General features: G+C 60.0%; 20 protein-coding genes and 1 riboswitch. Of the genes, 6 read left to right on the forward strand and 14 right to left on the reverse strand.

The window, feature by feature from the left end; genetic code table 11:
- The first annotated feature begins 145 nt into the window (after positions 1-145).
- Positions 146-1,024, forward strand: coding sequence for a DMT family transporter (locus ACYVIA_RS14140; RefSeq protein WP_460841810.1), 879 nt, complete (start codon positions 146-148; stop codon positions 1,022-1,024).
- A 190-nt stretch (positions 1,025-1,214) separates the two neighbouring features.
- The gene (locus ACYVIA_RS14145; protein ID WP_460841811.1) at positions 1,215-2,072 is read left to right on the forward strand and encodes a sulfurtransferase; all 858 of its coding nucleotides are present in this window, start codon (positions 1,215-1,217) and stop codon (positions 2,070-2,072) included.
- Positions 2,073-2,093: 21 nt separating this feature from the next.
- Here ACYVIA_RS14145 and ACYVIA_RS14150 read toward each other — a convergent pair whose 3' ends face one another.
- From ACYVIA_RS14150 to polA, 3 genes are all read right to left on the reverse strand, one after another.
- Complete coding sequence (locus ACYVIA_RS14150; protein WP_460841930.1) at positions 2,094-2,828, reverse strand: ZIP family metal transporter; 735 nt, start codon at positions 2,826-2,828, stop codon at positions 2,094-2,096.
- 297 nt (positions 2,829-3,125) lie between these two features.
- A complete protein-coding gene (locus tag ACYVIA_RS14155; protein ID WP_460841813.1) occupies positions 3,126-4,010 on the reverse strand; it encodes a dienelactone hydrolase family protein in 885 nt (294 codons plus the stop codon).
- A 45-nt stretch (positions 4,011-4,055) separates the two neighbouring features.
- On the reverse strand, positions 4,056-6,800 hold the full coding sequence (gene polA / locus ACYVIA_RS14160) for a DNA polymerase I (RefSeq protein WP_460841815.1): 2,745 nt from the start codon (positions 6,798-6,800) through the stop codon (positions 4,056-4,058).
- Between polA and ACYVIA_RS14165 the strand changes: the two genes are divergently transcribed.
- The 4 genes from ACYVIA_RS14165 (at position 6,801) to ACYVIA_RS14180 (ending at position 9,881) form a co-directional block, all read left to right on the forward strand.
- Positions 6,801-7,538, forward strand: coding sequence for an LOG family protein (locus ACYVIA_RS14165; protein ID WP_460841817.1), 738 nt, complete (start codon positions 6,801-6,803; stop codon positions 7,536-7,538).
- A 101-nt stretch (positions 7,539-7,639) separates the two neighbouring features.
- On the forward strand, positions 7,640-8,074 hold the full coding sequence (locus ACYVIA_RS14170) for a DUF2782 domain-containing protein (protein WP_460841818.1): 435 nt from the start codon (positions 7,640-7,642) through the stop codon (positions 8,072-8,074).
- Positions 8,075-8,128: 54 nt separating this feature from the next.
- Positions 8,129-9,085 (forward strand): homoserine kinase, encoded by a 957-nt coding sequence (locus ACYVIA_RS14175; RefSeq protein ID WP_460841820.1) that lies wholly within the window; start codon positions 8,129-8,131, stop codon positions 9,083-9,085.
- 1 nt (position 9,086) lies between these two features.
- Positions 9,087-9,881: a BPSS1780 family membrane protein gene (locus tag ACYVIA_RS14180; RefSeq protein WP_460841822.1), complete on the forward strand. Its 795-nt coding sequence runs from the start codon at positions 9,087-9,089 to the stop codon at positions 9,879-9,881.
- A gap of 67 nt (positions 9,882-9,948) precedes the next feature.
- On the opposite strand, the gene ACYVIA_RS14185 is transcribed toward ACYVIA_RS14180, so the two are convergent.
- From ACYVIA_RS14185 to thiC, 11 genes are all read right to left on the reverse strand, one after another.
- The gene (locus tag ACYVIA_RS14185; RefSeq protein ID WP_460841824.1) at positions 9,949-10,428 is read right to left on the reverse strand and encodes a hypothetical protein; all 480 of its coding nucleotides are present in this window, start codon (positions 10,426-10,428) and stop codon (positions 9,949-9,951) included.
- A gap of 112 nt (positions 10,429-10,540) precedes the next feature.
- Positions 10,541-11,011: a Spy/CpxP family protein refolding chaperone gene (locus tag ACYVIA_RS14190; RefSeq protein WP_460841825.1), complete on the reverse strand. Its 471-nt coding sequence runs from the start codon at positions 11,009-11,011 to the stop codon at positions 10,541-10,543.
- Positions 11,008-11,448 (reverse strand): anti-sigma factor family protein, encoded by a 441-nt coding sequence (locus ACYVIA_RS14195; RefSeq protein ID WP_460841827.1) that lies wholly within the window; start codon positions 11,446-11,448, stop codon positions 11,008-11,010. The genes ACYVIA_RS14190 and ACYVIA_RS14195 overlap by 4 nt, the downstream gene beginning before the upstream one ends.
- The gene (locus ACYVIA_RS14200) at positions 11,445-12,011 is read right to left on the reverse strand and encodes an RNA polymerase sigma factor (protein ID WP_460841829.1); all 567 of its coding nucleotides are present in this window, start codon (positions 12,009-12,011) and stop codon (positions 11,445-11,447) included. The genes ACYVIA_RS14195 and ACYVIA_RS14200 overlap by 4 nt, the downstream gene beginning before the upstream one ends.
- A gap of 104 nt (positions 12,012-12,115) precedes the next feature.
- A complete protein-coding gene (locus tag ACYVIA_RS14205) occupies positions 12,116-14,392 on the reverse strand; it encodes a UvrD-helicase domain-containing protein (RefSeq protein WP_460841831.1) in 2,277 nt (758 codons plus the stop codon).
- A 197-nt stretch (positions 14,393-14,589) separates the two neighbouring features.
- Positions 14,590-15,198 (reverse strand): thiamine phosphate synthase, encoded by a 609-nt coding sequence (gene thiE / locus ACYVIA_RS14210; protein WP_460841832.1) that lies wholly within the window; start codon positions 15,196-15,198, stop codon positions 14,590-14,592.
- Positions 15,195-15,986: a bifunctional hydroxymethylpyrimidine kinase/phosphomethylpyrimidine kinase gene (gene thiD / locus ACYVIA_RS14215; RefSeq protein WP_460841834.1), complete on the reverse strand. Its 792-nt coding sequence runs from the start codon at positions 15,984-15,986 to the stop codon at positions 15,195-15,197. Before thiD ends, thiE begins: the two co-directional genes overlap by 4 nt.
- Positions 15,983-16,783, reverse strand: a complete 801-nt coding sequence (locus ACYVIA_RS14220; protein WP_460841836.1) for a thiazole synthase — start codon at positions 16,781-16,783, stop codon at positions 15,983-15,985. The genes thiD and ACYVIA_RS14220 overlap by 4 nt, the downstream gene beginning before the upstream one ends.
- 37 nt (positions 16,784-16,820) lie before the next feature.
- Positions 16,821-17,120 (reverse strand): endonuclease domain-containing protein, encoded by a 300-nt coding sequence (locus tag ACYVIA_RS14225; protein ID WP_460841838.1) that lies wholly within the window; start codon positions 17,118-17,120, stop codon positions 16,821-16,823.
- Between the two features lie 115 nt (positions 17,121-17,235).
- Positions 17,236-17,439, reverse strand: a complete 204-nt coding sequence (thiS, locus tag ACYVIA_RS14230; RefSeq protein WP_460841840.1) for a sulfur carrier protein ThiS — start codon at positions 17,437-17,439, stop codon at positions 17,236-17,238.
- A gap of 3 nt (positions 17,440-17,442) precedes the next feature.
- A complete protein-coding gene (gene thiC, locus ACYVIA_RS14235; protein WP_460841841.1) occupies positions 17,443-19,356 on the reverse strand; it encodes a phosphomethylpyrimidine synthase ThiC in 1,914 nt (637 codons plus the stop codon).
- A 63-nt stretch (positions 19,357-19,419) separates the two neighbouring features.
- Positions 19,420-19,519, reverse strand: a riboswitch (TPP riboswitch).
- Positions 19,520-19,565: the final 46 nt, after the last annotated feature.

Genomic DNA, 19,565 nt, shown 5'->3' on the forward strand with positions numbered 1-19,565 from the left:
TTGCATTGAATGAGGGGCGGCGCGCAATACGCCGCCCCCTTCCCTCGTCAGCCCCCTCCGCCCTCCTCGACTCCAGCGAATCCGCGTATCATCGGGGGCTTCCCAATCTGTACCAAGGCTGCTCGCTTTACGGCCTCCGATTCCCATGCAATCGCTCTGGATGCTCTTCGCAAGTTTCGTGTTCTCCATCATGGGCGTCTGCGTCAAGCTGGCATCGGAAATGTACTCCACGATCGACATCGTGATGTATCGCGGAATGGTCGGCGTGATCTTCATGTACTCGCTGACGCGATTGCAGAAAGGCACCTTGAAGACGTCTTTTCCCGTGCAACACCTTTGGCGGGGCGTCATCGGCGTCGCCGCGCTGGGTCTCTGGTTCTACTCGATCGGCAAACTGCCGCTTGCAACAGGCATGACGCTCAATTACATGGCGCCGGTATGGATCGCCGCGATCCTGTTTCTGGCCGGCTGGTGGCGCGCCGAGAGCAAGTTCGAGTGGGGGCTTACGCTGGCGATCGCCTGCAGTTTCGCTGGAGTGACGATGTTGCTGCGCCCCTCATTCCAGGCCGACCAATGGTTCGCAGGCCTGGTTGGCCTGGCTTCCGGTGTGTTGTCCGCATTCGCCTACCTGCAGGTGCGGAAGCTGGGACAACTGGGCGAGCCGGAGTATCGTGTCGTGTTTTACTTCTCGCTGGTCGGATTCATTGCTGGCGCAATCGGCACGCTAGCGGGCGGCGGGACGCAGTGGGACGCACACAGCGTGAAGGGCCTCCTGCTCCTGCTGTCGATCGGCATTACCGCGACGATCGCGCAGATCGCCATGACCCGCGCCTATCGGTTGGGCAGCACGCTGGTCACGGCGAACCTGCAATACAGCGGCATTATCTTCTCCAGCGGCTGGGGAATTCTTGTCTGGGGCGATGTGCTGGACTGGCATGGCTGGGTCGGCATCATGGTCATCCTTGCCAGCGGCATTGCTGCAACCTATTACAATACGCGCAACGCGCTGAAGCGATCCGGATAGCCTTTACGTGCGCTCTTGAGCCTGTTATGTATTCCGGAAGGATAGGCGGCGAGCCCCAGAACACGGCAGTAACAATTTACGACAAGGAGTCGCAACGCCGCAAAAGGCGCGTTCTGGGACTCTCAAGCCCCGTCCGTGGTGCATCACAGAATCCAGAGATCTTTCAGAAAACGACAACCAGGAGACACTCATGCCGTACACCACGCTGATTTCCGCCGCAGACTTGTCAAAGTATCTGAAGGATCCCAACTGGGTCATACTCGACTGCAGGCACGACCTCTCCAATCCGGATGCGGGACGGATCGCATACGCTGCCGGCCATATTCCTGGCGCACAGTTCGTGCATCTGGATGAGGACCTTTCTGACAAGACGGCCGGTCCGGGCGGCGAATTCCGCGGACGTCATCCTCTGCCCGGGCGCAATGCATTTGTCGAGACGCTGCGCCGGCTCGGCGTCAATCATGGCACGCAGATAGTCGCCTATGACGCTCAAGGAGGGGTATTCGCAGCGCGCCTTTGGTGGATGTTGCGCTGGGTCGGCCATGAGGCGGCGGCAGTGCTCGACGGCGGACTGCAGGCTTGGCAGGCCGATGGTTTGCCGCTGTCAACCGAGGCCGGCAGCCGGCCGCGCGGCAATGTCGAACCACACGCCTCGCTGGTCGCGACAGTGAGCGTCGCAGATGTGCTGAAGAACCTCACCCAAGGCTCCCGCACTGTGATCGATGCACGCGCCCCCGATCGCTTTCGCGGTGAAAATGAGGCGCTCGATCCGGTTGGCGGACACATCCCCGGTGCGAAAAACCGATTCTTCAAGGACAACTTGCAGGAAGATGGCCACTTCAAGACACCCGAGCAACTGCGCGCTGAGCTGAACCCGCTGACCGACAAACCGGAAAACTGCATCATGCAATGCGGCTCCGGCGTTTCTGCCTGCCACAACCTGCTGGCAATGGAAATCGCGGGCATGCGCGGAGCAGCCTTGTATCCGGGATCATGGAGCGAATGGTGTGCAGATCCATCCCGGCCGATAGCGACCGGGGATGCCTGAACCAGAACAAACAGTGGGGTGTCAGTGCCGGTGCGCTTGCCCGGTCACGAACAGGACGATGGCAACACCGACGGCGATCAGGACGATCTGCGGAATCGTTTCACGCACCGTGGCACGCCGCTGCATCTGGGGCATGAGGTCGCTGACGGCGATGTAGATAAAGCCGGATGAGGCGAACACCAGCACATACGGAATCCAGTCCGTCGCGCGCTCCAGCGTGAGGTAGCCGACCACGCCCCCAACCACCGCCATCAGGCTGCAGATCAGGTTGTACACATAGGCGCGCGCCCTGCTGAAGCCGGCGTTGAGCAGCACGATGAAATCGCCGATTTCCTGCGGAATTTCGTGCGCCACGATCGCAAGTGCGGTAATCAGCCCGAGGTTCGGATCGGCCAGGAAAGCCGCTGCAATCAGGATGCCGTCGCTGAAATTGTGCAGACCGTCGCCAACCAGGATCATCCAGCCAGACTTGCCGGCCTCGTGCGCGTCGTGCCCGTGAGCATGCCCGTGGCCATCGCCTTCGTAATGATGCGAATGACGCAGGATGGCAAATTTCTCCAGCAGAAAAAACCCGAGCAATCCGGCCAGCAGTGCTGCAAAGAGCGAGTGGGCATCTGCATCAGATTCGAACGCTTCCGGCAAGGCATGCAACAGAGAGGTTGACAGCAGGATGCCGACCGAGAGGCTGACCATGCGCTCGACCACTTTCGACAGCATCGAAAAGGAGAAAATCGCCGCAGCGGAAATGCTGAGCACGCCAGCGAGGGTCGTGGCGAGCAGGATGGAAGACAGCGTCGGGTCGATTTTAAGCCTCAGCAAATATGCAACAAAGTTGCAAATTAAAGCACAGACGGGCTTTTTCGGCAAACAATGCCGGTAGAGCTATTCGCCCAACGTTGGTCTATCCTGCTCGAGTCGCCTGCTTGAACTGAAACAAGATCGCTGGATAACGGCGCGTCAAATACCTGATGCTCGCGCGATCGAGCGTAGCAGCAGCGCGGCGTCTAGCGATCCGAGCGACGACGCCGGCCGACACGATGCAGATTGAAACGGTTAAGCCACGCCGTGGGACTTGAACCAGTCGAGACAACGCTTCCAGCCGTCCTTGGCATCCGCTTCGACATAACTCGGCCGGTAATCGGCATGGAAGGCATGGCCGGAATTCTGATAGACGATGATGTCGGACTTGCTGCTGCCCTTCGCCAGCGCCTCCTTCATCTTGTCAACGCTCTCCAGCGAAATGCCATTGTCCTTGGCGCCGTACAGACCGAGGACCGGCACTTTCAGGCTGGCCGCGATGTCGACCGGATGCACCGGAGTCAGCGGCGTCTTCTCGCCGACTAGGCGGCCATACCAGGCAACACCAGCCTTCAGTTTGGGATTATGGGCCGCATATAGCCACGTAATGCGGCCGCCCCAGCAGAATCCTGTAATGCCGAGCTTGTCTGTGTTTCCACCGTTGTCCCTGGCCCAGGCAACGCAGGCATCGAGATCCCCCATGACCTGCGCATCCGGCACCTTCGAAATGATTTCCTTCATGATCTCCGGGACCGTGCCCAACGCCGCCGGATCTCCCTGCCGCTTGAACAATTCAGGTGCGAGCGCGAGATACCCCTGATGGGCGAAGCGTCGCGCAACATCGGCGATATGCTCATGCACGCCGAAGATTTCGGACACGACGAGGACCACCGGCAGATTGGTCTTGCCCTTGGGCTGAGCGCGATACACCGGCACCTTCTGCCCCTTGATGTCCAGTGTAATCTCACCCGCTGTCAGGCCGGACGCATCGGTCTTGATCACGCTTTGCGCAGCCACGGGCAGGACGGCAGCGGCAAAGCCCGCGCCCAATGCCGTTTTGATGAAATCGCGCCGCTCCAGTCCCTCCGTCAGTGGCGTCTTCGATACCAGGCTATTGAAATCCTCTTTGAAATCCTGCATCGCTCTCTCCAAAAACAATCATAGGTTCAGGAGGACGCCATCAGCTCAATGCGCTTCCTCCCAGTTCTTGCCGACGCCGACTTCGGCAATCAGCGGCACCCTCAGCGTGCCGACGCCGCGCATCAGCTCCGGCAGTTTCTGTTGAACATACGGCAATTCCGCTTCACGCACTTCGAGCACCAGTTCGTCGTGCACCTGCATCACCATCTTCGACTCGAGACGCTCGGCTTCCAGCCAGTTCTGTACCGCGATCATCGATAGCTTGATCAGGTCGGCTGCGGTGCCCTGCATGGGCGCATTGATCGCCGCGCGCTCGGCGGCCTGACGGCGCGGGCCGTTGGGCGAATTGATCTCAGCCAGCCACAGGCGACGTCCGAACACCGTTTCGACATAGCCGCGCGCCTTCGCCTGCATGCGCGTGTCGGCCATGTATTGCGCGACCGCCGGATAGCGCTGGAAGTACTTGTCGATGTACATCTGCGCCGCCGAGCGTTCAATGCCAAGGTTACTCGCCAGGCCAAACGCACTCATGCCGTAGATCAAACCGAAGTTGATCACTTTGGCGTAACGGCGCTGTTCGCTGGTCACGTCCTGCGGAGTGACTCCGAAGATCTCCGCGGCGGTTGCCCGGTGGATGTCTTCGCCCTCCGCAAATGCCCGCAGCAGGTTTTCGTCGCCGGAGATGTGCGCCATGATGCGCAATTCGATCTGCGAATAGTCGGCGGACACAATCACACTGCCCGGCGGAGCAATGAAGGCTTCGCGGATGCGGCGCCCCTCGGCGGTCCGCACCGGGATGTTCTGCAGGTTCGGGTCATTCGACGCCAGCCGGCCCGTGACCGCGACCGCCTGTGCATAGTTGGTATGCACGCGCCCTGTGTTCGGGTTCACCATCTTCGGCAGCTTGTCGGTATAGGTCGACTTCAGCTTCGACAGGCTGCGGTAGTCGAGCAGGATCTTTGGCAGCGGATAGTTTTCGGCCAGCTTCTGCAGCACTTCCTCGTCGGTGGATGGCGTGCCCGACGGCGTCTTCTTCACGACGGGCAGCTGCAGCCTGTCGAAGAAGATCTCGCCGATCTGCTTCGGCGAATTCAGGTTGAACGGCTGGCCGGCCAGCTCGAACGCCTGCTTTTCCATCTCGAGCATGCGCTTGCCCAGCTCATTGGATTGCGTGGCAAGCAGGTCGGTGTCGATCAGCACGCCGTTGCGCTCGATCTTTTGCAGCACGACGGACACCGGCACTTCGATCCTTTCGTAGATGAACTTCAGGCCATCATCTTCCGCAACATGCGGCCACATCGCCTGGTGCAGCTGGAAGGTGATGTCCGCGTCCTCGGCCGCATATTCTGTGGCGCGCTCGAGATTCACTTGGTCGAAGCAGATCTGCCCCGCGCCTTTTCCGCACACTTCCTCATAGCTGATCGTCTTGCGGTTGAGATGGCGCAGCGCGAGGCTGTCCATGTCATGGCTCTTGTGCGACTCGAACACATAGGATTCGAGCAGCGTGTCATGCACGATGCCTCGCAAGGTGACGCCATGGTTCGCGAAGATATGCGCGTCGTATTTCAGGTGCTGGCCAACCTTGGGCTTGGCCGGGTCTTCCAGCCAGGGCCTCAGCTTCTCCAGCACGAGGTCGCGCGGCAGCTGCGCCGGCGCATCCTGATAGCGGTGGGCGACCGGGATGTAAGCGGCGACACCCAGCTTGCAGCACAGCGAAATGCCGACCAGCTGCGCCAGCATCGGCTCAAGCGAGGTCGTCTCGGTATCGACGGCAGTCAGTTCGGCCTCGTTGATCACCGATAGCCAGCGGTCGAGTTGTGCTTCGGTGAGGACTGTTTCGTATTCGGCACTGGTTACTGCCGCGTCGAACAGGTTCGCTTGCGGCTCTCCATTGGACGCCATTGCTGCAGGGCGGGCGGCGGTGCCTGCGTCCCCGGTCAGCTCGCGCAACCAGGTCTTGAAGCCGTAGCGCTTGAAGAAGTCGATGAGTGCGTCATTGTCGGCGGGCTTGGCCAACAGCGTCTCCGGGATCGATACCATGTGCTCGACCAGTTCGCAGTCGGTTTTCACGGCGATCAGCTCGCGTCCCTTTGGCAGCCAGTCGAGCGCACGGCGCAGGTTCTCCCCGACCGCACCGCCGATGTCGGCGGCGTGCGCGATGATGCCGTCGAGCGTGCCGTATTGCGTGAGCCATTTGACAGCAGTCTTCGGTCCGACCTTGTCGACACCCGGAACGTTGTCGACCGCATCGCCAACCAGGGTCAGGTAATCGATGATGCGTTCCGGCGGAACGCCGAACTTTGCAATGACGCCCTCGCGATCGAGCTTTTCGTTGCTCATCGTGTTGATCAAGGTGACGTGCTCATTCACCAACTGCGCAAGATCCTTGTCGCCGGTGGAGATCACCGTTTGCATGCCATGCTCGACGGCCTGCGTTGCGAGCGTGCCGATCACGTCGTCGGCTTCGACGCCCTCCACCATCAGGATCGGCCAGCCCAATGCACGCACTGCTTCGTGAATCGGCTCGATCTGTTTTGCGAGGTCTTCCGGCATCGAGGGACGATGCGCTTTGTATTCGGGATACAGGTCGTCGCGGAAGGTTTTTCCTTTTGCGTCGAAAACACAGGCGATGTATGCTGCAGAGTAATCATTGCGCAGCTTGCGCAGCATGTTGATCATGCCGTAAATCGCTCCGGTGGGGGCGCCTTCCGCGTTACGCAAATCCGGCATCGCATGGAACGCGCGATACAGGTAACTCGAACCGTCAACTAACAGCAGGGTTTTACTCATATGGTGTCAAAGGGAAAAAACGTGCCTCGTCTGCGGCAGATTACGGACGTTCACCGCGCAACCGCAAAGAAGGCGCGCGAATCGTGGCATATGTTCTCGATTATGGCAGAGTTTATCGAGTCGACTGAGCGGCTCTCGGAGCTGCGTCCTGCTGTTTCCATTTTCGGATCGGCGCGCACGAAACCGGACGATCCCTATTATGAGAAAACCGTCGACATCGCGCGCCGGCTCTCCGACGCCGGCCTCGCAGTCATCTCTGGTGGCGGCCCGGGCATCATGGAGGCCGCCAACAAGGGCGCATTCGAAGGCGCATCGTCCTCGGTCGGCTTGAACATTGAATTACCGCATGAACAGTCACGCAATGTGTGGCAGGACATTTCACTCAGCTTCCGCCACTTCTTCGCACGCAAGGTCGCCTTCGTGAAGTATGCGGATGCCTATGTCGTGATGCCGGGAGGCTTTGGCACGCTCGACGAGTTCACCGAAGTGCTGACGCTGATCCAGACCGGCAAGTCGCGCCGCATTCCGGTCATCCTCGTCGGCACGGAATTCTGGGGCGGACTCATCGCCTGGTTCCGGAACCGACTCGTCGCTGACGGCATGATTGCGCCGCACGACATGGATCTCGTGAAAGTGATCGACGAACCTGTCAATGTGGTCGAGGCCATCTTCGCCTTCTATGAAGCGCACCATGAGTTGCTTGCAGCCGACAGCAAGGAAGCAGGAGCCTATTTGTAAGCAAAATTTCCATGTTGGCAGGTGGGGCTTTGTTAAAATGTTTCCCGAAGGCTCATCCCGATATTGAGCCGTCTGCATACTCACTACCCGTCGAATTCATCATGCGCACAATCAAGCTTTGGCCTACTTTCGTGGCATGCGCTGCACTTTCTGCGATGCCTCTTTCCGGATGGGCCCAGCAACAGGCAGCCGATGCTCCGCCACCGCCGCAACTCGAAAACCTCGAGGAAGGCGAAGCACCTGCGGTCACCATCCGCAAACCCAGCCAGGAGCGGAAAATCACCGAAAAGCGCGCGCCGGGCGGCAAGGTCACCGAAATCAAGGTCACCAGCGGCAAGAATACTTATTACGTGAAGCCGAATGATCCTGCCGGCAGCGCCGTCGCTGGTGACATGCAAACCAACGAAGCGCGTCCGGCGCAGTGGGAAGTGATGGAATTCGACCTTGGCCGCTCCAGGGAAGCAAAGCAGGAGCAAGCGGAGCAGACTGCACCAGTTCCACCGGAACCGGCCGCATCCGCACCGGCGAAAAAGTAGCGCTACTTAATAGCGCTATCCTTATCTGAACCACTTCTTTTTCCGATTTTTTCCATGGCAGTATTCACCCCGGTCAGCCTGGACGACCTTGCCGATTGGCTGACCCAATTCAAGCTCGGCAAGCCGCTTGCCATCAAGGGCATTTCATCCGGCATAGAAAACAGCAATTTCTTCCTGACGACCGAAGCGGGTGAATTCGTCCTGACGATTTTCGAAAAGCTGACGTTTGAACAACTGCCGTTCTACCTGGAACTGATGCGCCACCTCGCCGATCGCGGTGTGCTGGTGCCGGCACCGATTGCCAACCGGCATGGCGACATCCTGCATTCGCTGCACGGAAAACCGGCTGCCATTGTGACCAAGCTGGAAGGAGCGTCGCAACTGGATCCACAACCGGTGCACTGCGCCGCCGTTGGCGCAATGCTGGCGAAGATGCACTTGGCAGGCGAAGACTTCCCGTTGCAGCAACCCAATTTGCGCGGACTGGAATGGTGGCATGCGACCGCGCCAGTGGTGTTGCCTTACCTGCCTGACAGGGGGCAGCACCTGTTGCGCGCGGAAATGCACTTCCAGGAAGCATTTGCGGCCTCGGCGACTTACCATCAGTTGCCGCGCGGCCCCGTCCATGCAGACTTATTCCGCAACAACGTGATGTTTGTCGGCGAGCGACTGACTGGATTTTTTGATTTCTATTTCGCCGGCTGCGACACATGGCTGTTCGATGTGGCCGTGACGGTCAACGACTGGTGCATCGACCTTGCAACCGGAGCGCTGGACATGGCGCGCGCGCAGGCATTGCTCTGCGCCTACCATGCAGTGCGTCCGTTCACGCCAGCGGAAAAGACTGCGTGGCAGCCGATGCTGCGCGCAGGCGCCTTGCGTTTCTGGCTGTCGCGCCTGTATGATTTCTACCTCCCGCGCGAAGCGGAGATGCTGACTCCGCACGACCCCACGCATTTCGAACGCATCCTGCGCCGCCGCATCGACGAATCGATTCCCGCCCTCTTCTGACATGAAAAAACTGCCCCCGATCACCGGCTGGCTCTGGGTGAAGGAAGGCTTTGCGCTGTTCCGAAAACAGCCTGCCGAGATCTCTACGCTGTTCATCGCGTACATGTTCCTGATGCTCGTCGTCGGCCTTGTGCCGCTGCTCGGGCAGATCCTGCCGATCGTGCTGATGCCGGTGTTCTCGGTCGCCTTCCTGCAGGCATGCATGCAGCTTGAACGCGGCGAGAAGGTCTACCCGAACCTGCTGCTCGTCGGGTTTCGCTCGCCGGAATTTCCCACATTGCTGAAGCTTGGCGCGCTTTATCTCGTTGCGGCAGTGATCGCTGTCGGCGCGTCAGTCCTTGTCGATGGCGGCGTGTTCTGGCAGCTCATGAGTGGCGGGAAGGAACTCGATCCCGAGACGATCCGGCAGTCGAACATGTCGCTGGGGATGATGTTTTCCGCCCTGGTCTATCTGCCAGCGGGCATGGCGTTCTGGTATGCGCCGTACCTGATCAAGTGGCAGAAGATGAACGTGTCGAAGGCGATCTTCTACAGCTTCTTTGCCGTCAAGCACGCCGGCAAGGCATTCGTTGTTTACGGCCTTGCGTGGCTGCTGTTCGGTGTGCTGCTCCCGGCGATCCTGAGCAGCCTCCTTGCCATGTTGTTTGGCACCGCCATCATCATGATGGTCGTCCTGCTACCGCTGACCCTGATGCTGACCGTGGTGATGTACTGCTCCTTTTATCCGACTTACACGCATGTGTTTGGAAAGCCGGGACAAAACGCGCCGGAGCCGGAGCGTATCGAAGCTCCTTGAGCCTCGTTGAAGCCCTATGAAAACACGCCATCCCGCACGCACGCCGGCACGGGATGGCGGTCCTGATTCAATGCGGCAGCTTGATCGCCTTCCAGCCCGCATGCTCGAAATGCTTGCCGTAGGCATTCAGCGCCTGCGCGACCTTGACCACACCTGAGGCCCGTTGCTTCTCCTGGCTCTTGCCTTCCAGCGTCTCGATACCCTCCGCCAGATCACCAATAACGACATGCAGCTGTGCGTCTGCTTTCGGATCCAGCTTGCAGTTGCGAACGATATCGCCGACTTGTGTATTGAGTTCCTGGCCAAGCGCTTCATATTGCGCCGGTGTCAGTTTTCCGGCATGCGCCGCAGGAAGTGCCGTGGCCACCTGAGCGCGCATGGCGCTCATGCCTTTGCGCAACGGCTCGTCGGTCGGCCACTTTTTACCGGCGTTGAGTTCGAGCTTCTGCGGGGCGGCGCCATGATCATGATGACCGGGTTCGGCCGCGAGGCTGGTGAGAGGGAATGCCAGTGTGATGGCTGCGAGCAAAAGCGTATGGCGTTTCATGCTGTTCTCCGTTGAAGAAAGTTCTGGTAGATGTCATTTCAGGTTCCGGCCGCGCATGTGCACGGCTTCCCTGCTTCAAACGAAGGGCAATGAAAAATGTTCCAAACAGGCGCTAATGCCGGTGCAAAAGTTCCTCTTCCGTCGATTCCTGCGTATAGCGGCTCAGCAGCAAGGCCATCAGTTTTGTCCGCTGTTGTTCGTTGAGCAAATCCCGCTCGGCGAGCAACTGCTGGATGACTCGGCGTTGCTGGGCATCCTGTAATGACGCGATCTTCGCCTGTTCTGCGTCAACCGCCACCCGATCCGGCTCCGCGGAAAAAACCTGGCGCACCAGGCGCTCACGGTGGGTGCGGATATCCTTCCAGTTGGTGGCGATATCGTTCAGAAATCCTTGTTCGATATTGTTCCACTGCTGCCGTTGCTCCGGAGTGAGCTGAAGATAGTCGGGAAGATTCACTGGCGTGTTCTGCGTGATCGGCACTTGCTGCCCGGCTGCAAGCCGGTCGGCAACGACCGCGCCGATCACGCCGGCATTGAGCGCCAGAGAGGCAGCCAATAGCCATTTCAAACGGGTAGTGTTCATTGCAGTCCTTTCGTTGCACGGCAGAGCTCGGTCGCAGCACACAATCCGCCCGGTGGTACCGGGTCAAAAACACGAACCATGGATGGCGACGATGCCGCCACCGCCCCGCCGCCCATCAGTCCGCCCAGCCAGACGCCCGAGACAAGCGACAAGGCAACAGCCAGCCCGGGCACGCCCCAGTTTCCCCAGAACGAGCGCACCGGACGCCGCTGCTTTCTGCTGCCTCGGCCCGCTCGCTCTTCCCAAGCCACCGACAGGTCCATCCCGAGCGCCGGCATCGGTAATGCACGCATGCCCTGCTGAAGCACGCTCAACTCCCGCAGCCGCCCCTGGCAGAGGGGACAGGTTTCTATATGCGCCGCGAGTTCGCGTTGCGTGGATGGAGGCAGCATGTTGTCCGCATAAGCGGAAACGTCAACGTTTCTTGGGCAGGTCATGGGAGTACCTCCGAAGGAGAATTGAGCTTGTCGAGCAAGGCGGCACGCGCGCGCGCAATGCGCGACTTGACGGTACCGGCATTCAGGTTAAGGACGGCGGCGATGTCGTCATAGGAGAGTTCCTCGATTTCCCGCAGCAACAGGACTTCGCGGTGCTGCGCGTGCAGGGACTGCAGCGCCGCCTCCAGCAGGCGCAGGTTCTGCGCCGTCTCCAGCGCCCTGTCCGGGCCACCGGACGGGTCCGGCATGTCGATATCCTCGTCCAGTTCTACAAAGGCGACCAGCTTGTCGCGCCGCAGGTGGTCGAACGCGATATTGCGTGCGATGCGGAACAGCCACGCCTTGAACGGCGCATCCGGGCGCCAGCGGTCCAATCCCTGGTAGGCGCGCAGGAAGGTGTCCTGCGTCAGCTCCAGCGCATCATCCGGCGAGCGCAGCAGTCGCGCGAGGAAACGGTAGATGCGGTCCTGATATCGCGCAACAAGCGCTGAAAATGCCTTGCCATCGCCACGCTGGGCGCGCGTGGCGCATTCTGTGTCGTCGAGATGGGCAAGGTTTCGCATTATCCCCGCTAACGAACGGGCATCAAAAAGGTTCCATCCGCTTTTTAATAATGCCGGCCTCCGCGACATTTCTGACGTGCCGCGGGCGGATTGGTCTCATCGCATCAATGTGATGCTATTTTTTCCAGCTTGGCAATACTCAGGTCCAGCAGCTTCATGCCGTGCCGGCCGAAATTGATATGCGCGCGGCTATTGGCACCGCCGCCTTCGATATTGACGATGACGCCTTCGCCGAACTTCGCATGCGACACCGTCTCGCCAACGCGCCAGCCCGCATCCTTGCGGCTGAAGCTCTGCGCGATCGTATTGGCGGCCGCTTCCGGCGGCTCATCCCATGCGGATTTGCGGTTGCCGAACCACTGGTGCTGCACCTTGGGCGACAGCCATTTCAGTGCCTCTTCCGGCAGTTCGTCGAAGAAGCGTGACTTCATGTTGTAGCGAGTCTGGCCGTGCAGCATGCGGGTTTGCGAAAAGCTCATGTACAGGCGCTTTTTCGCGCGCGTAATCGCGACGTACATCAGGCGGCGCTCCTCTTCGACACCGCCCTCTTCCTGTGCGCTGTTCTCATGCGGGAAGAGCCCCTCTTCGAGGCCGGTGATGAACACCGCGTCGAATTCCAATCCCTTGGCGGAGTGCACGGTCATCAGCTGCATTGCGTCCTGTCCCGCCTGCGCCTGGTTGTCGCCGGCTTCCAGCGAGGCATGCGACAGGAAGGCCGACAGCGGCGACATCACGGTCGGCAATGGCGCATCCGCATCCAGCACCTCGTCGCCATTCGACAAGGCTGTACCGACAGCAGCCTGCGTCTTCGGCCCGAGGAAAGCCGGCGCATCGATGCCGAAGCCTTCTTCCGACACGAATAGCATCGCCGCACTCACCAGCTGCTCCAGGTTTTCGATGCGGTCGGCGCCCTCCTTTTCCGTCTGGTAGTGCGTAATGAGGCCGCTCATGTCGAGCATGACCTGCACCATCTCCTGCAGCGGCAGGTTCTGCGTCTCGAAGCGCATGCCTTCGATGAGCTTCACGAAAGAGCCGAGCGACGTGCCCGCCTTGCCGGCGACATACGGCACCGCCGCGTAAAGCGAAATGCCGTACTGACGCGCCGCATCCTGCAGCTGCTCGATGGAGCGCGCGCCGATGCCGCGCGTCGGGAAATTCACCACGCGCAGGAACGCAGAATCGTTGTGCGGGTTGTCCATCAGCTGCAGGTACGCGATCGCATTCTTGATCTCGGCGCGCTCGAAGAAGCGCTGGCCGCCATAGACGCGATACGGAATGCCGGCGGTGAACAGCGCATGCTCGATCACGCGCGACTGCGCATTGGAGCGATACAGGATCGCGATTTCACTGCGCGACCAACCTTCATTGATCAGGCTCTTCGCTTCCTCGATGATCCACTGCGCTTCCTGGATGTCGCTGCTCGCCTCATAGATCCGCACCGGTTCGCCGTGCCCGGCGTCGGTACGCAGGTTCTTGCCGAGGCGCTTGCTGTTGTTGGCGATCAGTACGTTTGCGGTATCGAGGATGTGGCCGTGCGAGCGGTAGTTCTGCTCCAGCTTGATCAGGTTCTGCACATGGAACTCACGCTCGAAGGCGACCATGTTGCCGACATTCGCACCGCGAAACGCGTAGATACTCTGGTCGTCGTCGCCGACCGCAAATACGGCGTTGTGCTGACCGGCCATCAACTTCAGCCACATGTACTGCAGGTTGTTGGTGTCCTGGAACTCGTCGATCAGGATGTGCTTGAAGCGCGCCTGGTAATGCTCGCGCAACGGCTGGTTACGCGTGAGCAGTTCATAACAGCGCAGCAGCAGCTCGGCAAAATCGACCACGCCTTCGCGCTGGCATTGCTGGTCGTACAAGTCATACAACTCGACGAACTTGCGGTTGTAGTCGTCGTTCGCTTCGACGTCCTTCGCACGCAGGCCGCTTTCCTTCGCACTATTAATGAAGTACATCAGGTTACGCGGCGGGTATTTTTCGTCATCGACGTTCAGCGATTTCAGCAGCCGCTTGATGGCGGAAAGCTGATCGGCCGAATCGAGGATCTGGAATGTCTGCGGCAAGCCGGCGTCGCGATAATGTGCGCGCAGCAAGCGATTGCACAAGCCGTGGAAAGTGCCAATCCACATGCCGCGTGTATTGATCGGCAACATCGCCGACAGACGCGACAACATCTCCTTCGCCGCCTTGTTGGTAAACGTCACCGCCAAAATGCCGGCAGGAGAAACCTGCCCGGTCTGGATCAGCCATGCGATACGGGTCGTCAGCACACGGGTCTTGCCCGATCCGGCGCCTGCGAGGATCAGCGCGGATTGTGCGGGAAGCGTGACGGCGGCGAGTTGCTCGGGATTGAGGTTGTGGAGGAGATTTTGCATCCGGAGATTATAGCCGTGCAGGCACAGCCTCCGGCATGCAATCTCCTTGTCACAGGCATGATTTCTCGCGCAGATGCGAGGCGCAGTAAGCGCCCGCCATGCCGGCCTGCCAACACACTCCAGCCAGCTTCACTGCGGCAACGCAATCAAGGGCAGCAGATTTATCGATGTGGCAAGTCGCTGCCTGCCGACTACGATTACTTGAAAAGCGCAGCAAACGCGCGCGCTGCCGCTTCCGGATCGTCCGCCATATAGACACTGCTGATCGCTGCCACCATGTCTGCGCCCTGCGCGACGAGCGGCGCAGAGTTCTCATGCGTCATGCCGCCAATCACGACGTTCGGCAAAGGGATTTCGGTTTTTGCCTGCGCGACGATTGCCGGCGGTGTGGTCACTTCGTACTTCTTCACGCGTGACGGATAGAACCCGCCAAATGCGACATAGCTGGCGCCAGCCTGCCATGCACTGCGTGCCAGATCCATGCTGCCGTAGCAGGAGGAGCCGACAATCTTGTCCGATCCGACTGCCGCGCGCACTTCTGCGACTGCCGTATCGGTACCTCCGACATGAATGCCGTCGGCGTCGAGTTCGAGGCAAAGGTCGATGAAATCATTCACGATGAACGGACGGCCATAGCGTCGGCACAGCGCCTGCAATGCCGCTGCCTGTTCCTTGCGCAACTGCGCATCCGCCGTCTTGTGCCGGTATTGCACAAGCGCCGCACCGCCGCGCAGACCGGCCTCCGTCACGTCGAGCATTTTTTGCGTGTCATCCCAGTCGGGAGTGACCAGATACAAGCCTCTCATGCATTTTCCTCAGTTGATGCACACCGGTTCGGAATGCGTTGGCCGTCTGCAATCGCATACGCTGACTGCAGCGCTTGGTGGCAATATGCCTGCGCCTCCTCGACGGCCGTTGCCATCGGCTTGCCGCGTGCGAGCAGTGCGGCAATTGCGGAAGCAAGAGTGCAGCCGGTACCGTGGAAGCTCCCATCGAGACGCGGCCAGGTCCATGTGCAATGGTTATCCTTCGTGAACAACCTGTTCACAACATCAGGGCCGGCACCATGCCCACCCTTGACCAGTACGTTGGGACAGTGCTCCAGCAGCCGCTCTACTTGCGTTTCCAGGCGACGGTCGCCTCCGCACAGGGCAGCGGCTTCGGGCAGGTTGGGTGTCACGAGCGTTGCCAGCGGCAACAGCGTCATGATTGCCGCGGTCGGGCTGTCCGCCGACAGGCTGTCCCCGTGTCCGCTCGCCAGAACCGGATCCAGCACCACATGCAGGCCGGGATTGCGCTGCTTCATCAGGCGCAGCGTATCGGCAATCGCCTCCGCGTTCGCGCGGTTGCCGACGATGCCGAGCTTGACCGCCGCAATCTCCATCTTGTCGATCAGTGCATGCGCCTGCTGCTGCACCAGGCCTGCGGGAACGGGATGTACGGTAAAGACGCGGTCGTTATCCTGCACGGTCAGCGCGGTAATCGATGACAGCGGATGCGCGCCCATGGCGGACACTGCGAGGATGTCCGCCTGCAGTCCTGCTCCGCCGCTCGGGTCGGAGCCGGCGAAAATCAGGACGCTGGGCCGATTCATGTTGCGCGTCCCTCCATCGGCGACGACGGCGATGCGGCAAACTTCTTCGGGATACGCCCCGCAAGATAGGCTTCACGCCCCGATTCGACGGCCAGCTTCATGGCGCGCGCCATGCGGATCGGATCCTTTGCGCCGGCAATCGCGGTATTCATCAGCACGCCGTCGCAGCCAAGTTCCATCGCAATTGCTGCATCCGATGCGGTACCCACGCCGGCATCCACCAGCACCGGCACTTTCGCCTGCTGAATGATCAGTGACAGGTTCCACGGATTCAGGATGCCCATGCCGGAACCGATCAGCGACGCCAGCGGCATCACCGCGACGCAGCCGATTTCTTCAAGCATCTTGGCCTGGATCGGATCGTCGCTGCAGTAGACCATCACGTCGAAGCCGTCCTTGACCAGCGTCTCCGCGGCTTTCAGCGTTTCCGGCATGTTCGGGAACAGCGTCCTCTCGTCGCCCAGCACTTCGAGTTTGACCAGCTTATGGCCGCCCAGCAGTTCGCGCGCGAGTTGCAGCGTGTACACCGCGTCCTTGGCGTTGTAGCAGCCGGCCGTGTTGGGCAGGATGGTGTACTTGGTCGGGGGCACCACGTCGAGCAGGCTCGGCGCGTTCGGGTCCTGTCCGATGTTCACTCGGCGGATCGCCACCGTGATGATGTCAGCGCCGCTGGCTTCCGTCGCCGCACGGGTTTGCTCAAGGTCTTTGTATTTACCGCTGCCAACGAGAAGGCGTGAGCGGTAGGTCTTGCCTGCGATGGTGAGACCTTGATCCTGATTTGTTTCTTGTGTATTCATAAGAGCTCCGTACACTCCCTCCCCTTCAAGGGGAGGGTTAGGGTGGGGATGGGTTTAACGCGTCCCAAATCGCTTGTACAACGGTCTCTGTTTCGCTAAGAACTTCGTTATTCCAGAAGCGCAAGACCTTGAATCCCGCCACTGCCAATATTGCTGTGCGCTTCTGGTCATATTGCGCGCTCTCGACATGCTGAGAGCCGTCGATTTCAATCACCAAATTCCGTTCCAGACATACGAAGTCCAGAACAAAATTCTCGAACGGGTGCTGACGGCGGAATTTCACGCCCAACTGCTTGCTTCGCAAACGGTGCCATAGCTTCTGCTCTGCGTCTGTCATCGACTTTCGCAATTCCCGTGCAGCAGGCTTTGTGGAATTGTTTGCTTGGCCGTGCAACTGAAACCCATCCCCACCCTGGCCCTCCCCTTGAAAGGGAGGGAACGTTCCTGATAAGTCAACCGCCGCCGATCGCACGAACGATGTCAACGCGATCAGCCGGTTGCAATACGCGCTGCGGCCACAGATGACGCGGCACCACCTCACGGTTGATCGCCACCGCCAGCGACTTGTTAACCAAGTCGAGCGATACGATCAAGTCCTGCACATTCAGGTTTTCCGTAATCGGGTGCGGAGCACCGTTGAGTTCGATCTCCATCATGGCTTACTGCTTGCGATAGAGTTCCGCGCCGGATTTGACGAACTCGACGGCCTTCACTTCCATGCCCTTCTTCAACGCCTCTTCTTCAGAGACACCTTGCGAAGCGGCGAAGTCGCGCACGTCCTGCGTGATCTTCATCGAGCAGAAATGCGGGCCGCACATCGAGCAGAAATGCGCGACTTTGGCGGAATCCTTCGGCAGCGTCTCGTCGTGGAATTCGCGTGCCTTGTCCGGATCGAGGCCGATATTGAACTGGTCTTCCCAGCGGAACTCGAAGCGCGCCTTCGACAATGCGTTGTCACGGATCTGCGCGCCGGGATGGCCCTTTGCGAGATCGGCGGCATGCGCAGCCAGCTTGTAGGTGATGATGCCTTCCTTCACGTCCGCCTTGTTCGGCAAGCCGAGGTGCTCCTTCGGCGTCACGTAGCACAGCATCGCGGTGCCGTACCAGCCGATCATTGCAGCACCGATGCCGGAAGTGATGTGGTCATAGCCCGGAGCGATATCGGTGGTCAGCGGCCCCAGCGTATAGAACGGCGCCTCATGGCACTGTTCCAGCTGCAAATCCATGTTCTCCTTGATCAAGTGCATCGGCACATGGCCCGGGCCTTCGATGATGACCTGCACGTCGTGCTTCCACGCGATCTGCGTCAGTTCGCCGAGCGTCTTCAGCTCACCGAGTTGCGCCTCGTCGTTTGCGTCATAGATTGAGCCGGGACGCAGGCCATCGCCGAGCGAGAATGCGACGTCGTAGGCCTTCATGATTTCGCAGATTTCTTCAAAACGTTCATAGATGAACGATTCCTTGTGATGCGCGAGGCACCACTTCGCCATGATCGAGCCGCCGCGCGACACGATGCCGGTCATGCGCTTGGCCGTCAGCGGCACGTATTGCAGGCGCACGCCCGCGTGGATCGTGAAGTAGTCGACGCCCTGCTCCGCCTGCTCGATCAGCGTGTCGCGGAAGATTTCCCAAGTCAGGTCTTCGGCCTTGCCATTGACCTTTTCCAGCGCCTGGTAGATCGGCACGGTGCCGATCGGCACCGGTGAATTGCGGATGATCCATTCACGCGTTTCGTGGATGTGCTTGCCGGTGGACAGGTCCATCACGGTGTCACCGCCCCAGCGGATCGCCCAGGTCATTTTCTCCACTTCCTCGCCGATGGATGAAGTGACAGCAGAGTTGCCGATATTGGCGTTGATCTTCACCAGGAAATTGCGGCCGATGATCATCGGCTCGGATTCCGGGTGGTTGATGTTGTTGGGGATAATCGCGCGGCCACGGGCAATTTCGGAGCGCACGAATTCCGGCGTGATCTCGGCGGGAATCGCCGCACCGAAGCTCTGCCCCGGATGCTGGCGGCCCATCAGGTCGGCCAGCTTCTGCCCCATCGGGCCGGAGGTTTTCAAGCCTTCGATGTATTCCTTGCGGCGCAGGTTTTCGCGGATCGCGACGTATTCCATTTCCGGCGTAATGATGCCCTGCCGCGCATAGTGCATCTGCGTCACGTTCTTGCCAGCGAGTGCGCGACGCGGCTTGCGGTGCAGGTTGAAGCGCAGCTCCGCCAGCTTCTGGTCGTTCAGACGCTCGATGCCGTATTGCGACGTCGGCCCCGGCAATTCTTCGGTATCGCCGCGCTCGGCGATCCATGCGGCGCGCAATGCCTGCAGTCCGGAACGGATATCAATCTTCGCCTCTGGATCGGTGTACGGGCCGGAGGTGTCGTAGACGTAGATCGGTGGATTTTTTTCCGCGCCCATCGAAGCGGGCGTGTCGGATTGGCTGATTTCGCGCATCGGCACGCGGATATCGGGACGCGAGCCCTCGACGTAGATCTTGCGTGAGTTCGGCAGCGGCTGGATCGCCGCTTCATCCACCTTGGCGGTGGCGGCGAGGAATTGCGGGTTGGCGTTCATGGTGCTCCTTTGCTAAATCGGTCAAGCGAAGGAGCGACGGAATGATGACGGTACAGACTGGTACAGGCTTTCCGAATGCTTCCCTTCGCTGGCATTACCCAGATCAGGTTTGAGGGTGTTTCTCACCCGGACGCTCATGCATCCAGGACCCCTAGCGTTGCGCCGCGGACCGGCTCGAATCCCTTGAAAACGGGCTAGAGCACAGCCTC

It is taken from the genome of Noviherbaspirillum agri, from assembly GCF_054780595.1.